Source organism: Paenibacillus sp. CR_12, from assembly GCF_041953985.1.
In the GTDB taxonomy this organism is placed as follows: domain Bacteria; phylum Bacillota; class Bacilli; order Paenibacillales; family Paenibacillaceae; genus Paenibacillus_AQ; species Paenibacillus_AQ lautus_A.
In genome coordinates this window covers 65,636-82,124 of record NZ_JAVFHO010000002.1, presented here as the reverse complement: position 1 = coordinate 82,124, position 16,489 = coordinate 65,636, and the positions used below count along the sequence as shown (strand labels likewise).

Genomic DNA, 16,489 nt, shown 5'->3' with positions numbered 1-16,489 from the left:
CTTATTTCACTATTGTACAACTTTCCAAGCTTATACTTGCAATATGCAAATAAGGAGATTGGAATTCATTTATAGCACGAACTGAATTCTAAGTGCGTCTTTTCCAGACTGCTGCTGCAAGTACATTGGTTCATTTTTAATTAATAAATCAAAAAAAATTGATGTATATCAAATGGGAGGCCGTACGAATGAAAAACATTGAATTTAAGGTAGCCTCATCTTCTTGTTGTACACCCCAAGTAACGTTAAACACTTTAGAAACTGTGAAGGAGGAGCATGTGCCCTATAGCCATAACCTGCCGGTCGCGATTATCGGTGCCGGCCCGATTGGTTTGGCAGCAGCGGCTCACTTGGTGGAGAGAGGACAAAAATTCATCCTTTTTGAAGCAGGATCTAGCATTGGTCAGAACATTCTACAATGGGGACATGTACGCCTTTTTTCACCATGGCAGTATAACATCGATAAAGCCGCTGAGCGCCTTTTGCGTAAACAAGGTTGGCAGTCTCCAGCATTAACGGAATTACCTTTCGGTCAAGAGATCGTTCATCAATATTTGAGACCTTTGGCGAAGCTGCCTGAACTGGAACCTTATATTATGTTGAATTCCAAAGTCATTTCCATATCGAAAAAGAATACAGACAAAATGAAATCGGCTAATCGTGAAGCTGCGCCATTCGTACTTTATGTTGAAACAAACGACTCCACAGAACGCTTTGAAGCTAGGGCAGTCATTGATGCGTCCGGAACCTGGGGACAGTCGAACCCTATGCATGCAGACGGGATTTGGACACGTGGAGAGCGTGATTTGAAAGATCACATTTATTATGGGATTCCAGATTTATCAGCTGAACAAGAGCTGAAGTACAGAGGGAAACGCGTTGCAGTCGTAGGAGGCGGACACTCTGCGTTCAACACACTGCTAGATCTAGCCAAGCTCAAAGAAACAGATCCGAGCACGGAAATTATTTGGGTGATGAGAAAGAAATCGGTGGAAGATGCTTACGGCGGAGAAGAGAATGACCAGTTAGAGGCTCGAGGAGCACTTGGAAGCCACATTCATCAGTTGATTGATGCCTGCAAAGTCCAAGTGGTTACTCCATTTATGATCGAGAAGGTTTTCAAACACAATGGACGGATTCACATTAAAGGGACTGCAACTGGTGAAAGCAAGGAAATACAAGAAATCGATGAGATTATCGTTAATACAGGAAGCCGGCCGGATTTCTCATTCTTGAGCGAGATTAGACTTAGCATCGATCCTGCTACGGAGAGTGTTGAAGCACTCGCGCCCCTAATCGACCCCAATGTGCACAGCTGCGGAACCGTAAGACCTCATGGTGAAAAAGAGCTGCGCCATGTAGACAAGAACTTTTATCTCGTTGGAATGAAGAGCTATGGCCGGGCGCCAACATTTCTTATGGCCACGGGCTACGAACAGGTCAGATCCATTGCAGCATACCTGGATGGCGATCTAGAAGCTGCATTGAAGGTTGAATTGGAGCTGCCAGAGACCGGCGTATGTGGTATTAGCAGTGCGCCGAATGCCAACGATTGTTGCATGCCAGTTTCATCTGCTAAAACGAGCTGCAATTAAAAATTAGAGAAGGGGGAGAATCGGAAGACAAGATTCTCCCTGGTCGACCAATCGAAAAAGTGAAGAGTGATGTACAAATCAATCATTCTAATAAAGAAGTGCTGGTCGTAGGTGGAGGAGATTCCGCCGTGGAAGAAGCCAATTTCCTTACGAGGTTCGCTTCCAAGGTAACGATTGTTCATCGCCGTGATGAACTGCGTGCTTCGAAGATTATGCAGGAACGTGCAAGACAAAATCCTAAAATAAGCTGGGCTCTTAGCAATGAATCCACTGAAATTATCGCAGATGATCGCGGAGTTACCGGACTGCGCGTCAAGGATATAAAAACAGGAAATGAAGAAATCATCGAGACCAACGGAATTTTTATTGCGACGGGTCATGATCTGGCTAATGTATAAGTGTATGCTTATGTGTGAATTGAATTTCACTTAAAATAGATAACAAAATTAATTCCAACAGAAAACGATAAGGCACAACTTGGCCCAGTCACAAGCGTTTTCTGCCCCGACCCTTATGGTCGGTTTTTACATTAACATGAGAGCAAGAAGGAGCAATTAGATCATGCAGGGCACCAATGATTTGACCCACGGTCCTATTATGTCTACTTTAATGAAATTGACGATTCCCATCATTGCAACCAATTTTATATCTACAACCTACGGTCTTGTGGATATGATTTGGGTTGGAGGGCTAGGAAGCGGTCCGGTTGCTGCGATTGGCACAGCAAGCTTCTTCATTAATTTAGCGATTGCGTTATCGACCTTGATAACGATTGGTACTGGCATCAAGGTCTCACATTGTATGGGAGCCGGTCAGGGAGAACAAGCTAAGTCTTATGTAAAAAACGGATTTATCATGTCTATTGTATTAGGGCTGCCCTACATGGTTTTTATCATATTGACCCAGGACCAGCTGATCGGTTTCTTCGATCTGGGAAGTGAAAAAGTTGAGCAGATGGCGAAGCAATTTCTATTGATTTCGATAGGAGGTACCCTATTTTCAATTCTGAACACCTTATATGCAACCGTTTTGAATGCAATGGGAAACAGCAAACAACCATTTTATATTTTTTCAATGGGTCTCATTTTGAATATTATTCTTGATCCATTTTTAATATATGGAGTCGGCAGTTTTGAAGGTTGGGGAGTTGCAGGAGCCGCTATTGCTACATTAACGGCCAATGTATTAGTGACATTGCTGTTTGTCATGAAAACGAAAAACTTAGAAATAATCTCTAAGCTATCGGTCTGGAACAGCCGTCTCATGAAAGAAGTTATCCGATTGGGAGTTCCGATCACGATTCAACGGGTCACCTTTACGATCATTTCGATCATTATTGCTAAAATTATTGTAAGGTGGGGGGCTGATGCCATTGCGGTTCAAAAAGTTGGCATTCAAATTGAATCGATCTCCTATATGACGATCGGTGGTCTACAAGGGGCTATCGCGGCCTTTTTTGGACAAAATTACGGAGCACGTCGATTGGATCGAATTCGGCTGGGTTATCGAAAAGCGTTGCTGTTGACCTCCATATTTGGCATTTTCATTTCGCTCGAATTCATTTTATTTCCTCAGCAGCTCTTTTCGCTGTTTCTTTCTGATGATACGAGCATAAAGCTCGGAACGGACTATATGCGAATTATCGGGTTCTCCCAATTGTTCATGTGCATGGAACTGATGACCGTAGGTGCGTTTAACGGTATTGGTAAAACACATATTCCGCCGATCTTCAGCATTTTATTTACGGCGCTAAGAATACCCTTGGCTTTGCTCTTATCTGAACCGTTCGGTTTAAATGGGGTGTGGATGTCGATTGCGCTAAGTAGTGTTTTTAAGGGGATTATTTTGGTCATCTGGTTTAGAAAGTCTTTGCGCAGTATTCATAAATCGCTTGCAATTTCTTAATGAACAAGGACAAAGGACGGTCATAACTATGAATTTGTTGAATCGTGAACTTATACAGATTGTAATCGACAATGCACTTCAAAATAATCTGCTTCGAGGTCATTTCGGTTTAGAAAAAGAAAATGTACGAGTCGATCAAGATGGAAAGCTTGCACTGACACCTCACCCGAAGGCTTTCGGGAGCAAGACGGAAAACCCTTATATTCAAACTGATTTCTCAGAAAGTCAAATTGAGATGATAACTCCCGCCTTTGAGTCGATTGAAGAGACTTATCATTTCATGGAAGCCTTGCAAGACATTGTTTCTGTGGAATTGGAAGGAGAGTATTTGTGGCCAAGCAGCAATCCTCCCATGCTACCCGAAGAGAAAGAAATTCCTATTGCCAAAATGAGCGATCCCATCGCAGACGACTATCGAAGTGAATTGGCGGATAAGTATGGTCGTAAAAGACAATTGTTAAGCGGAATTCATTATAATTTCTCGTTTGATGAGAAATTTCTTACAAAACTATATGAGACCCAGGGACGGCATAAAGACTTTAAGGAGTTCAAAGATACGATTTACTTTAAAGTAGCCCGTAACTTGATGAGGTATCGATGGCTGCTCATTTATCTAACAGGAGCAAGTCCTGTTTTTGATAATACCTATATCGAGGAATGTGTTAGCTTGGCGAATTCGCATGATAATAAAAGTTATTATTTTCCGATTATGAACTCACTTCGAAACAGTATGTGTGGCTATCGGAATGAAAAGTCGTATTATGTTTCTTTTAATTCGGCCAAAGAGTATGTTCATGACTTAAACAGGCTAATTCAAAAGAATGAATTATTGAGCGTAAAGGAATTTTACAGCCCTGTTCGCTTAAAAACCGCTAAGGGGATCAATCCGTGCCAAGAGCTTGTGGAAGATGGAGTAGCATACTTAGAGCTTCGATTCATAGATATTAATCCACTTCATAAGATTGGAATAAGTAAAGAAATGATGCACTTCATCCATTTGTTTATTCTATTTATGCTGCTTAAAGTAGATGAATCCTTCCATGAGGGAGATCAAAGGATAGCTGATGTAAACCAAGATCAGGTGATAATGAAAGGAATTAAGGACTATTTAAACGAGCCTGAACATAGTCAGCTCACGATGGAGGAAATGGCACTTGCTATTATCGATGAGATGAAGGATATGGTGCAGCTTTTGTTTCCTAAGAAAGATTACCAGCAGATTCTGGACGGTGAAAAGCAAAAGATTCTTCATACTGAGTTGAATGTTGCATCTAGGGTGAAGTCCGACATTCAAAAATCAACCTATCTGACATACCATTTGGAAAAAGCGAAAACATACGCTCAGAACAGTATCCAAAATGGATACCGTTTTGCAGGGTATGAGGATCTCGAATTATCAACACAACTTCTCTTAAAGGCTGCGGTGAAACGAGGCATACGCTTTACGTGGATGGATCGTGATGAGAATTTTGTATTACTTTCAAAAGGTAATCATCAAGAGTATGTGAAACAAGCCACGAAAACTTCCTTGGACTCCTATAGTACGGTGTTAATTATGGAAAATAAGGTGGTTACGAAAGAAGTTCTCAAACAACATGGAATTCATGTACCGTCAGGGGAAGCGTTTCAGAGCTTGAATGAAGCAATGTCCACCTATGAAACCTATCGCGGTATTCCCATTGTGATAAAGCCCAAATCAACCAATTTTGGACTCGGCATTACAATCTTCAATCAAGATTATTCGAGAGAGGATATGAAAAAAGCGTTTGAAATCGCCTTTTCTCACGATCAAACGGTTCTTCTTGAGGAATTTATGACAGGAAAGGAATATCGCTTTCTGGTCATGGGGGATCAGGTTGTAGGGGTCCTGCATCGTGTCCCAGCAAATGTCGTCGGTGACGGTGTCCACACGATCGAACAGCTTGTTCATGAGAAGAATAAAGACCCGCTTCGAGGTAAGGGGTATAAGACTCCCCTTGAGAAAATTCAGTTAGGGGAAGCAGAAGAGATGTTTTTGAAGAACCGTGGTATGAGTTGGAACGATATACCCCAACAAGGGGAAGTTATTTATCTAAGAGAAAATTCGAATATTAGTACAGGTGGAGACAGTATCGATTTTACGGATGAAATGCCAAACAGCTATAAGGAACTTGCCGTTCAATCAGCTAAAGCTGCAGGAGCGACCATATGTGGTGTAGATATGATGATTGATTCTTTAGAGGAAGAAGCAACCGATACCAATTACAGCATTATAGAAATTAACTTTAATCCAGCGATCCATATCCACTGTTACCCTTATATCGGAAAGAACAGAAAGGCAAATGAAAAGATTCTGGATTTATTGTTTGGTTAGGATTACCGCTGTGTAAGTTGATTCCATCGGGTAACATGTCGCAGGGATACCAGGCTGTTTAGACAAATGACTGAATTGAATTGTGATTGACACAAGGTGATGATGAAAGAAGGGCGGAGGGAGACCTGCCGCCCAATACGGGGCGGGATTTGGATATATAATTTGCTGATATAAGCGATAATGCATAAAGATTTTGGGAGTTGCATCTACACACTTGAAATCAAGCACTCTTTGGATTAATATATAAGCATTAAATTATATGGTTATGATGTTATCATTCAAAAAAGGGGTGAGTCTTTTTGGAGCAAATGAACGAAATTGCCGAGAAGCTAAAACTGCTTGGAGATAAAACAAGGCTGACTATGTTAACGCTTCTTAAACAAAAAGAATGGTGTGTTTGCGAATTTGTCGATATTTTCGACATGTCCCAGCCAGCGATTAGCCAGCACTTAAGAAAGCTTAAGTCTCAGGGGATTGTGAATGAAGCTCGTCGTGGCCAATGGGTTTTTTATTCCTTGAATGTTGATGACAAGCCATATATCCAAGCCGTGTTAAATGAGATGCCAAGTGCTCAAGAAGTACTGTCATCCATGAATAAGGAAGTTAACTGTTCTTGTGATTAACAGGAATATTTAGCAAATGGTTGAATGATGCTAAATATGATCTCTGTTTTTTATATAAGTATATAGTTATATATTGATTGTTGCTGTACTTAAGTAATCGCATAATTGGAGGTTTGAACATTGGTTTCTGTTGTCCTGGCTAGCATCATTTTTATTGTTACCTTAATTTTTGTCATTTGGCAGCCTAAAGATCTATCCATTGGTTGGTCTGCCTGCGGTGGTGCTGTACTGGCACTGCTTGTAGGAGTCGTTGACTTTCAGGATGTATGGGATGTCACCCAGATCGTATGGAATGCAACGCTTGCTTTTGTTGCGATCATTATCATTTCTTTGATCTTAGATAAAATCGGTTTGTTCGAGTGGGCCGCCTTACATATGGCGAATGCTGCTCGAGGAAACGGTATCCGGATGTTTGTCTATGTATCCGTTCTTGGAGCTGTTGTCGCTGCATTTTTCGCAAACGATGGTGCTGCTCTGATCTTAACTCCGATTGTGCTTGCCATGGTACGAGCGCTGAATTTTGACGAGAAGAAGGTATTCCCTTTCATCATCGCAAGTGGTTTTATTGCGGATACAACTTCGCTTCCACTTGTAGTCAGCAACCTGGTGAATATCGTATCGGCTGATTTCTTCGGAATTACGTTTATCGAATACGCCAGTCGTATGTTGGTTCCCAATCTGTTCTCTTTAGTAGCCAGTATCCTTGTACTTTATTTGTTTTTCCGCAAAAGCATCCCGCGAAAGTTCGATGGGACGCAGCTTAAAGAACCTTCAACGGCAATTCAAGATCCTCAGATGTTCCGATTATCATGGATCGTATTGAGCGTGCTGCTGATCGGTTACTTTGTGTGTGAATTCGTGGGTATCCCTGTATCGATCGTAGCTGGTGTTATCGCGATATTCTTCCTGCTGATGGCGAGAAAAAGTCCGGCTGTACAAACCAAAGAAGTACTCAAAGGGGCTCCGTGGGCGATCGTATTTTTCTCGATCGGCATGTACGTTGTGGTCTATGGCTTACGTAACGCCGGTCTTACAGATCTTCTGGCAAGTGTCATACAGAGCTTAGCGGATCAAGGGCTGTTTGCTGCAACCATGGGAATGGGCTTCATTGCTGCGATTATTTCTTCCATCATGAACAATATGCCGACCGTCATGATTGATGCACTCGCCATCGATGCGACAAACACGTCGGCTGCCATTAAAGAGGCCTTAATTTATGCGAATGTGATAGGTTCCGATTTAGGTCCCAAAATTACACCGATTGGTTCACTAGCCACCTTGCTTTGGCTGCATGTCCTTTCGACCAAAGGCGTGAAGATCAGCTGGGGGACTTACTTTAAGACAGGGATTATTTTGACCATCCCAACGTTATTTATAACCCTTTTAGGATTATATATCTGGCTAACCATACTTTAATTCAAGTGATAAGGGAGAGAATCGATGATGGAAAAAAAGACACTATACTTCTTGTGCACAGGCAACTCTTGCCGCAGCCAAATGGCTGAAGGATGGGCCAAAAAACATCTGGGTGATGATTGGAATGTCTACAGCGCCGGCATCGAAGCTCATGGCCTAAACCCGAATGCGGTCAAAGCAATGAACGAGGTGGGGATCGATATTTCGAACCAAACTTCGGATATCATCGATCCGTTGTTGTTAAATCAATCCGATCTGGTGGTCACCCTGTGCGGTGATGCTGCCGATCGTTGTCCGATGACACCTCCTCATGTTCGCCGTGAGCACTGGGGATTTGACGATCCTGCCAAGGCTCAGGGTACCGACGAAGAAAAATGGGCTGTTTTTCAGCGCGTTCGCGATCAAATCGGCGAGCGTATTCAAAAGTTCGCTGAAATCGGCGAGTAAAACAATAGGAAATTAGGGGCCGGGAATATTTCTCGGCTTCCTTTATTACTAGAGGGAAACGACATGATATCCATTGAAATTTATGATCCGGCCATGTGCAATGCTACAGGAGTGTGCGGCCAAGCGTGGACCCTGAATTGATTCGCGTATCAACAGTTGTCCACAATCTAATCAGTTTTTGTAATAATTCGGTTTTTAATTTTTATCTTCAAAACTTTTAACTTCTATCGCTATAGCTGTTGACTTCAAATTAATTATCTGGCTTAAATGTTAGAGAACGGAATGGTTTAGACTCAAAGTAATATATCAAGAAGGGAGAAAACAAATGTTTGACTTTTTAACTTTGTTTACGTATGTAATCGTTGTCCTTGGTCTATTTTTAATTCCAGGACCAGCTGTTCTCCTTACCATCACCCAAACCGTTCAAAATGGGCGAAAAGGAGGTATCATGGCAGGACTTGGCATAGCAACTGGGGATTTTCTTCATACGTTATTTGCTACTATGGGGCTCTCAACAATACTTATGACCTCTGCTTTTGCATTCAATTTTGTTAAATATGCAGGTGCGGCTTATTTACTGTATCTAGGGATTCGCTCAATGTTAAGTAAGTCTTCAGAGCCACAACTTCCTGAGATTGAATCGGCGGGGGCCTTAAAGTCGTATGTTTCGGCGACTGTGGCCGAGATACTTAATCCAAAAACTGCACTATTCTTTCTGGCTTTCTTGCCTCAGTTTATTAACCATGGACGAGGTGAAGTATTGGGGCAATTTTTGATACTTGGCCTCATCTTTGTAACATTAAGTGCATTGTATACGACAGTGATCGTATTAAGTGTTTCGGCCATTGGAAAAATAGCTAAACGGATGAAATGGGTAGTCCATTTGAGTCGTTGGAGCGGCAAACTGGTCGGAACGATCTATATCGGGCTAGGTTTAAAGGTTGCATTCCAAAGACAGTGATTTTATGAAGTTAGGGTTTTAAAGATAACGGCCGTATTGGGGGGAGTTCAATCAAACAGCGGCTTGTCGGCGGCCAAAATGGGCGGGCCGCGTTCGAAGTAATGGCCCCCGGTGGCCGTCTTTCAGTGCATAAGGTTACCTTCATCAATCCCATGGAGGCGAGTGTCGGGGGACAAGAACATGAGCCGATTACCGATTAGACAGAAATCTAATTTAAATTCTTTAGTTGACCTTAAAAGAAAACATTATGTCAAAATAAAAAACCAAACTTTATTTTGAAGTGCACCCCTTAGAATGGACATTGGAACCCCTGGTTTATCCAATGAAATTCTAGGGGGTGTATTTTTGTATGTCAACTAAAGGACAGAAGTATAAAACATATTCGGAAAAGCTCAAGAAAGAGGCAGTACGACTGCATGTTATTGAAGGTTGGACTTACTGGAAGATTAATGAACACTTAGGGATTAGTGATTCCCAACGGATGAAGAAATGGATGAGGAAATATCGTGAACAGGGCGAGTTTGGACTGATAGATCAGCGAGGTCGACGGGAAGCGTAAACATCGATCAAGACCGGTATGATCAAAAAACTTAAACAGGAGAACGAAATGCTAGAAAAATGTTTGGAAATTGGGGTGCAGGAGGTTAAGAACAAAAATGTAAGGCTATTGAAGTAGCTGCCTCAAGCTACCCTGGTAGCAGCCTATGCAAACTCTTCAAGGTATCTCGTAGCGGTTACTACGCCTATCTGAAGCGCAAAAATGGGATCGGGACACGGAAGCTGCATCGCTCATTCGTCAGGTATATGCGCGCTATGTAGAGAAATAAGGTCACCGCCATATCCAATTGTTCTTATGGTAGGACGATGCGTGTGGATGAATCACAAGAAAATATTGAGTCTGATGCAAAAGCTAGGACTACAGGCCAAAATTCGCTGCAAACGCCGTTTTAAACCAAGTGAGGGATCGAATGCCGGAGAATCTGCTAAAGCGAGATTTTAAGGCAGATAAACCAAACCAAAAATGGGTAACAGATGTAACGCAATATCGGGTAGGTGAGCGATGGCTGTATCTTTCGACGGTTAAAGATTTATTCGACAATGAGATCGTAGCCTACGAGCTCAGCGAACGTAACGACAACAGCTGGTTCTGCAGACGTTTGCCAAAGCGTTTGCTAAGTAAAAGACGTGACCGGATTGGTCATTCACAGTGTCCAAGCCCTCCAGTACACGTCTCACGCTTACCACGATATGCTGCCAAAGGTTGGCGCCAAAATCAGCATGTCTCGCCGAGGCAATTGCCTAGACAACGCCTCCATAGAGAGCTTCTTCTGGCATCTAAAAACGGAAGGGCTCTATCCCTATAATATCCTAAATTTGGGAGAGACACAAAGTTGAATTGAGAAATATATACAGTTTTATAACCAAAAGCGACCACAGAGAAAATTAAAATCGTAAGATATGGAGACTATTTTGGAGGTGTCTTTGCATTGTTTAAGAGAAGATATTGTTTTGTAGTATTGACTTAGAGTGCGCTTAAACTCGTATACTGGTTGCGTACGATGCAAGTAAGCGGAAGTTAATTCAGTTTGTTAAAAGGAGGATATAGTGTGAAGCATGTTCCGTTGGGGAATACAGGAATGCTGGTAAGTGCTTATTCTTTGGGCTGTCTGAATTTTGGATCGCGAACCAACAAAAAAACCTCTTTCCAACTGCTTGATCATTTTTTTGAAGCAGGGGGAAACTTTCTGGATACAGCCAATAATTATGCGATATGGAACGATGGCTGTGTTGGGGGAGAAAGCGAGTCTTTGCTTGGCGAATGGATGAAACAAAGAAAAAACAGACATCAGATCATCTTGGCCACCAAAGTGGGAGCGAAACCGGTAGTGCCGAAAAGTGAAAAATTGGAAGGTTTAAGTCGCCAAGCGATTGAGAATGAAATTGACGAAAGTTTGCTTAGGCTAGGAACAGATTATGTAGACTTATATTATGCTCATGTAGACGATATTGAAACTGAACTCGAGGAAACCTTGGAGACTTTTGATTCCTTGATTAAAGCCGGCAAAGTAAGGGCTATAGGCTGCAGTAATTATCGGCTTTCCAGGATCCTTGAGGCCAAGGCGATCAGTATGTCAAAAGGATGGGAGTCCTATTGCTGCATCCAGCAACGATATACGTATTTGCAGCCTAGAGTGGATGCGAATTTCGGACTGCAGGTCAGTGTGGATGAGGATTTACTTGCTTACTGCAGTCAACACGATGATTTTACGCTCATGGCTTATTCCCCCCTCCTTGGAGGCATATACAACCGAAAGGATGCTGTCTTACCCGATGCATATCGGAGAGAGGATCAGATGACTCGTATGGATACGCTAAGGAAGGTTGCTGGAGAGCTGGGAGCGACACCGAATCAGCTTATCCTTGCTTGGATGCTGCAAAATCATCCGAGAGCTCTTCCAATTGTTGCTGCAAGTGATCTATCGCAATTGGAAGAAAATTTGGGGGCACTTAAGCTTCGTATTAACTCAGATCAGCTTGATCAATTGAACGGCGCCTGCCTCACTTAATCAACTTTTATCAACTTATGACATACCTGCGCTAAAGGTATTTTCATACGACGTATCGAAACATAAGTATAGTTAGAAGCGAAATTACACAAGAACCACCCGGAGTGTATCGGAGCTCACAGCTTATAAACGGATGTTAAAAGGAGCGGACTCGTTATGATCGGTAAAGAGCTGACCATTCAGCAGGCAGCTGAGTTGACGGGGTTAAGCGTACACACCCTTCGTTATTACGAAAGGATCGGTCTGATGGACCCTATACCTCGTGCCCAAAATGGTCATCGGGTATATCGGGAACATGATTTTGAGTGGATCGTATTACTCGCAAAGCTTAAGACTACAGGAATGCCGATCGCACTTATGCAGCAGTTCGCTGATATGATGCGATTGGGGAATGATGGCATTCCCCAACGCAGAAAACTTCTAGAAGAGCATGAGCGGAAATTAATCCAGCAGGTTCAAACGATTCATCAAACTTTGGATATTCTGCGGGATAAAATTGATTACTACCGTTCTTGGGAAGATGACACCAGACGAGAGGAAGCAAGTTTGGAGTCAGCTCGATGACCAGTTCATCTAATTAAAATTTATTATTTTGTGGGTAAAGAATGAATAATGATTATGAAACTCCTGAAAGAACAAGAGAAAGACTAAGACATGAGGAATTGAAAAATAATCCATTGGGACATATGAATGACGGAATTAATAGGGCTCAATCTGGTAGTCTAGTCGATTTAGTAAGCAGTTTAGGTTGGAAAGGCACTTTAGTGTTAATTATTGTTATTATTGTTGGTCTTATAGTTGCCCAATATTTTTAAGTAAAAGAATTTTTATCACTGGTTTTATATTTTAATGTCGGGGGACAAGAACATGAGCCGATTCCCGACTAGATAAGAAATTTCATTAAGCTAACGGGCAGTTTACTTTAATAAGAACGAAACTAATTCAAGAAAATTGTCGTTTATAATATGGGATGAATTTACAAATCAAATCATTCGGGAGGGCTTGTGTGGATGTCAAAAAAGCCAGTAGGAGCAGCTGCGGTTATTATGAATTCGGAAGGGCGAATTCTTCTAGTAAAACATAACTACGGAAAATACAATTGGGAACTACCTGGTGGGTTATCTGAGCAAAATGAGTCTGCAGAGAATACAGCAAAGAGGGAAGTGTTTGAAGAAACTGGTCTTGAAGTTACTGTAGAGCGCTTGACTGGCGTGTATTATGAACCCAATCACGATATGCATCACTTTGTTTTCACTTGTAAGGTGGTCGACAATCAACAACCACAGCCAGATGCAGAAGAAGTAACTGAATGTATTTTTTTCAATTTAGAGGATTTGCCTAGGCCGATTAGTGATTTTACTATTTCACGTATAAAGGATGCTTTTAATACAAGTAGTGATCATTTATTCCACATCATCGGACCTAGGCAGTGGTTTGAATAATGTTTTTTACATAAATCATTAAACTAACGGGAAACGATAGCTCAATAAGAACAGGCAGCCGATCAACGTGGATCGGCTGCTTTTGTTCAGTTTAGAAAGGAAAATGTACATACAATCCATAAACGGGATCAGAACTATAAACAAGGGGAATTGTTGGGCGACTGTCGGGGGACAAGATTATGGACCCATTGAAAGTCGCTAATTCAGCGGCTTTTTTATTTTATCGGTACAAGTTCTTGTCCCAAGCCAAGGACAAGAACTTATACCGATTACCGGAATGGACAAGAACATAGTCCGATTGCCAATTAGATGTATATCTAAACGTTGAGCATATTACTTAACCCCCGACATTAAGTACCTTAACACATGAAAATGTTCAAATTGTTTTTGACCAACTGACACGATGAGAGGTTAGACACCGGAAGCTATGTATTAAAAAAGCGAAATATCGGACTGAAACTAACTGTTGAGGACAAGAACTTGTACCGATTGCCGAAATGGACAAGAACATGTTCTCATTTATGATTAGGTATATATCTAATTAGTATTCTGCTTAGCCGATTCTCACGATCAGCTACAGCTTTCTGTTGAGGTAACAAAGGGTAAGCTACATCTGTCAGATAACTAGGACTCATGCAACTGCTGCTCGGACTCCTTGTGACGCCAATTTACGAATAACAAGGACAATGCAATTAACGTGAGGATAATCCCAAGTACTCGAAATCCCTCGAAGCTGAAGTTATCTCCCATTACGCTGCTAATGAGTAATGAAGAGAGAATGGTTCCCAGGTATCTTGAGGTATTAAATATTCCAGATGCTACACCTATAATTTCTTTTGGTGAACTTTTGAATAAGGCCGCTTGCATAGCGACACTGTTTAACCCGTTGCTAATGCCGAATGCAGCTAAAGCCAGACACACACTGATAACCGGTGAAGTCTGATCCAGTGTCATGATCACGATCCATACGGACCCAAATGTCATCAGCATTCCGGACATAAGCAATGCTGGCCCGGGTCCTGATTTATCGATCCATCGTCCTGCCATTGGAGAAGCAACGAGCGAGCACAAGCCTAAGCTTAGCATGAGCATCCCGGTATGGAACTCGCTGACATGACGTACGATTTGCAAGTAGGACGGAAGCCCGAAAAAGAGAGAGTAAAAAAGCAAGTTAACGACCATGAATTCGACATTGACCCAAGTCATTGCAGGATATTTAGCGAATGTGCGTAAAGGAATAAAGGGTGCCTTCGCTTTTAACTCATGTCGCGCGAAAGCTCCCAGTCCAACGAAGCCAATCAGCCCGACAATAACGTTACTAAATGAAATTTGACCAGATGATTTTGCGGACAATAATCCAACGAGCAGAGCAACCAGACCCACGGTGAATAGCAGAACTCCTGGCGCATCAATCAAATCTGACCATTTGCGAAAGGACATGTTGCGAGCAACGGATGTCGTAGACGGATCATCCTTAGGAATATGCCTCCAAGCTAATAGAAAGCTTGTCACCACGAACGGAATATTAACCAAAAAAATAGCAGGCCAGCTCCACCAGTGAATGATGACCCCGCCAATGAAGGGGCCAACCGCTGCCGCTCCGGATAGGAATATGGACAAGACTGACAGTGCAGTTGCTTGTTTCTCCGTAATATGAATTCGCACAATGGCCATTCCAACCGCAACCATCATGCTTGTTCCGATGGATTGCACAATGCGGAACACGATGAGCCAACCAAAGTTTGGGGATAGTGGAGCTAATAATGATGCAATGAAGGATACAACAAGCCCGCTAAGAAATATCCTCCTCCTACCGAATAAATCGCTGGCTTTTCCCATGATAGGTTGAGCGATAGCACTCGCAATGTAGAAAGAAAAAATGATCCAGGATACCACTGTAAAGTCGAGTTGGAACACATTTTGTAGCCTTGGAATAGCAACTGAAATCATTGAAGAATTTAATGGGTTCAATAGAATCCCTAGTCCAACGGAGATCATCAACCACCTACTGCGAATACTCATTTCAATCCCCCACTCTGTATATTAGTGTCATCATCGTACTTGAAATCATTTATTTATTCCAATGCATTTTATGTTATGATTTCATTGACTCAAGGGAATGAGAGGAGGGTGTAAAGTGGAACTACTTCAACTGAGATATTTTCTCGAGGTAGCTCGTTTGGAACATATGACTGAAGCAGCAAGAAGTCTGCATGTCACTCAGTCATCACTAAGCAAAACGATTGGGCGCTTGGAGGAGGATTTGGGGGTCCCGTTATTCGATCGAATAGGAAGGAAACTGCGATTGAATGAGTTTGGAAGCAGATTCTATCGCCGTGCTGAAAGGGCGTTGTTTGAATTGGAACAGGGGAAGCAGGAGATTAGCGATGTGTCCAGCCAAGAACATGGCACACTCGAATTGGCGGTGACCACCGCAAGCACATTGCCTCAGATCCTTCGAGAGTTTCGGAACAAGCGTCCCGATATCCAATTTCATGTGCAAATGCTCACCACGCAGGAAATGGTTACGCTTCTTCATAGAGGAGAGGTTGATTTTTGCTTGTCCTCGCCTCCTATAAAAGGGGAAGACATTGAATGTCAAATCATGTTCATCGACCCGATTCTTGTAGCTGTTCCCACAGGGCATAGGCTTGCTAACCGAAACAGCATATCTTTGACTGATCTAAGGGATGAATGTTTTGTTGGTGTAAAAAGAGGCTACGGTACTCGTGATCTGGTGGATTCTATATGCAAAACGGTTGGATTAGTACCTACATATGTGTATGAGGGTGACGAACCTGCAAGGCTAAGTTCTCTAGTAGAAGCGGGAATTGGCATAGCCTTTATACCAAGTACGGCAAGGTATTCTGGGGAACATATCAAATATCTCAAAGTAGAGAATCATGAATTGGTACGGGAGATAGCTTTGTTATGGCACAGAAGTCGGTACATTTCGCGGGCTGCTCTCGAATTCCGTGAGGTAGTTGTGGAATATTTCGGGACGATATCCAAACAGACAAATTAATTATCCTTCATAAAACCCAGAGAATGTTGGGCGACAAAAACATTGTCCCATTGAAAGTCGCTATTTTAGCGGCTTTTTTCTTTTTCGGTACAAGTTCTTGTCCAGTGCCAAGGATTAGAACTTGTACCGATTGCCTTAAAGGACAAAATAATAGG

Annotated in this window: 15 protein-coding genes and 1 pseudogene; 15 read left to right on the top strand and 1 reads right to left on the bottom strand. The window is 42.3% G+C overall.

The window, feature by feature from the left end:
- Positions 1 to 188 precede the first annotated feature (188 nt).
- The 14 genes and pseudogenes from RB297_RS04120 (at position 189) to RB297_RS04055 (ending at position 13,309) form a co-directional block, all read left to right on the top strand.
- Positions 189 to 1,595, top strand: coding sequence for an NAD(P)-binding domain-containing protein (locus RB297_RS04120; RefSeq protein ID WP_096773719.1), 1,407 nt, complete (start codon positions 189 to 191; stop codon positions 1,593 to 1,595).
- A gap of 32 nt (positions 1,596 to 1,627) precedes the next feature.
- Positions 1,628 to 1,975 (top strand): annotated as a pseudogene (locus RB297_RS04115) (NAD(P)/FAD-dependent oxidoreductase); the annotation flags it as partial.
- A 181-nt stretch (positions 1,976 to 2,156) separates the two neighbouring features.
- Positions 2,157 to 3,500, top strand: coding sequence for an MATE family efflux transporter (locus tag RB297_RS04110; RefSeq protein ID WP_277748970.1), 1,344 nt, complete (start codon positions 2,157 to 2,159; stop codon positions 3,498 to 3,500).
- 28 nt (positions 3,501 to 3,528) lie between these two features.
- On the top strand, positions 3,529 to 5,853 hold the full coding sequence (gene gshAB, locus RB297_RS04105) for a bifunctional glutamate--cysteine ligase GshA/glutathione synthetase GshB (RefSeq protein WP_375119817.1): 2,325 nt from the start codon (positions 3,529 to 3,531) through the stop codon (positions 5,851 to 5,853).
- Between the two features lie 299 nt (positions 5,854 to 6,152).
- Complete coding sequence (locus RB297_RS04100) at positions 6,153 to 6,476, top strand: ArsR/SmtB family transcription factor (RefSeq protein ID WP_096773715.1); 324 nt, start codon at positions 6,153 to 6,155, stop codon at positions 6,474 to 6,476.
- 120 nt (positions 6,477 to 6,596) lie between these two features.
- Positions 6,597 to 7,892 carry an arsenic transporter gene (locus tag RB297_RS04095; protein ID WP_096773714.1) on the top strand — a complete coding sequence of 432 codons (1,296 nt, stop codon included), beginning with the start codon at positions 6,597 to 6,599 and terminating at the stop codon, positions 7,890 to 7,892.
- Between the two features lie 27 nt (positions 7,893 to 7,919).
- Positions 7,920 to 8,339: an arsenate reductase (thioredoxin) gene (arsC, locus tag RB297_RS04090; protein ID WP_096774553.1), complete on the top strand. Its 420-nt coding sequence runs from the start codon at positions 7,920 to 7,922 to the stop codon at positions 8,337 to 8,339.
- Between the two features lie 325 nt (positions 8,340 to 8,664).
- Entirely contained in the window at positions 8,665 to 9,300 is a 636-nt protein-coding gene (locus RB297_RS04085; protein WP_277748967.1) for a LysE family translocator, read from the top strand.
- Between the two features lie 349 nt (positions 9,301 to 9,649).
- Positions 9,650 to 9,859: a helix-turn-helix domain-containing protein gene (locus RB297_RS04080; RefSeq protein WP_375119816.1), complete on the top strand. Its 210-nt coding sequence runs from the start codon at positions 9,650 to 9,652 to the stop codon at positions 9,857 to 9,859.
- 409 nt (positions 9,860 to 10,268) lie between these two features.
- Positions 10,269 to 10,664 carry a DDE-type integrase/transposase/recombinase gene (locus tag RB297_RS04075; RefSeq protein ID WP_375119815.1) on the top strand — a complete coding sequence of 132 codons (396 nt, stop codon included), beginning with the start codon at positions 10,269 to 10,271 and terminating at the stop codon, positions 10,662 to 10,664.
- Positions 10,665 to 10,907: 243 nt separating this feature from the next.
- A complete protein-coding gene (locus RB297_RS04070) occupies positions 10,908 to 11,867 on the top strand; it encodes an aldo/keto reductase (protein WP_375119814.1) in 960 nt (319 codons plus the stop codon).
- 156 nt (positions 11,868 to 12,023) lie between these two features.
- The gene (locus RB297_RS04065; protein WP_096773710.1) at positions 12,024 to 12,431 is read left to right on the top strand and encodes a MerR family transcriptional regulator; all 408 of its coding nucleotides are present in this window, start codon (positions 12,024 to 12,026) and stop codon (positions 12,429 to 12,431) included.
- A gap of 41 nt (positions 12,432 to 12,472) precedes the next feature.
- A complete protein-coding gene (locus tag RB297_RS04060; protein WP_096773709.1) occupies positions 12,473 to 12,682 on the top strand; it encodes a DUF6366 family protein in 210 nt (69 codons plus the stop codon).
- 195 nt (positions 12,683 to 12,877) lie between these two features.
- Entirely contained in the window at positions 12,878 to 13,309 is a 432-nt protein-coding gene (locus RB297_RS04055; protein ID WP_375119813.1) for an NUDIX hydrolase, read from the top strand.
- 624 nt (positions 13,310 to 13,933) lie between these two features.
- Here RB297_RS04055 and RB297_RS04050 read toward each other — a convergent pair.
- Positions 13,934 to 15,331, bottom strand: a complete 1,398-nt coding sequence (locus RB297_RS04050) for an MFS transporter (RefSeq protein WP_096773708.1) — start codon at positions 15,329 to 15,331, stop codon at positions 13,934 to 13,936.
- A 115-nt stretch (positions 15,332 to 15,446) separates the two neighbouring features.
- Here RB297_RS04050 and RB297_RS04045 point away from each other — a divergent pair, with 115 nt between their 5' ends.
- Positions 15,447 to 16,334, top strand: coding sequence for a LysR family transcriptional regulator (locus RB297_RS04045; RefSeq protein WP_096773707.1), 888 nt, complete (start codon positions 15,447 to 15,449; stop codon positions 16,332 to 16,334).
- The last annotated feature ends 155 nt before the right edge of the window (positions 16,335 to 16,489 follow it).

What these genes read in the sequence shown, in the direction of transcription:
- RB297_RS04120 (WP_096773719.1), top strand. Translation starts at nt 189, where the DNA reads ATGAAAAACATTGAATTTAAGGTAGCCTCATCTTCTTGTTGTACACCC.
- RB297_RS04110 (WP_277748970.1), top strand. Translation starts at nt 2,157, where the DNA reads ATGCAGGGCACCAATGATTTGACCCACGGTCCTATTATGTCTACTTTA.
- gshAB (WP_375119817.1), top strand. Translation starts at nt 3,529, where the DNA reads ATGAATTTGTTGAATCGTGAACTTATACAGATTGTAATCGACAATGCA.
- arsC (WP_096774553.1), top strand. Translation starts at nt 7,920, where the DNA reads ATGGAAAAAAAGACACTATACTTCTTGTGCACAGGCAACTCTTGCCGC.
- RB297_RS04085 (WP_277748967.1), top strand. Translation starts at nt 8,665, where the DNA reads ATGTTTGACTTTTTAACTTTGTTTACGTATGTAATCGTTGTCCTTGGT.
- RB297_RS04080 (WP_375119816.1), top strand. Translation starts at nt 9,650, where the DNA reads ATGTCAACTAAAGGACAGAAGTATAAAACATATTCGGAAAAGCTCAAG.
- RB297_RS04075 (WP_375119815.1), top strand. Translation starts at nt 10,269, where the DNA reads ATGCCGGAGAATCTGCTAAAGCGAGATTTTAAGGCAGATAAACCAAAC.
- RB297_RS04065 (WP_096773710.1), top strand. Translation starts at nt 12,024, where the DNA reads ATGATCGGTAAAGAGCTGACCATTCAGCAGGCAGCTGAGTTGACGGGG.
- RB297_RS04060 (WP_096773709.1), top strand. Translation starts at nt 12,473, where the DNA reads ATGAATAATGATTATGAAACTCCTGAAAGAACAAGAGAAAGACTAAGA.
- RB297_RS04055 (WP_375119813.1), top strand. Translation starts at nt 12,878, where the DNA reads ATGTCAAAAAAGCCAGTAGGAGCAGCTGCGGTTATTATGAATTCGGAA.
- RB297_RS04050 (WP_096773708.1), bottom strand. Translation starts at nt 15,331, where the DNA reads ATGAGTATTCGCAGTAGGTGGTTGATGATCTCCGTTGGACTAGGGATT.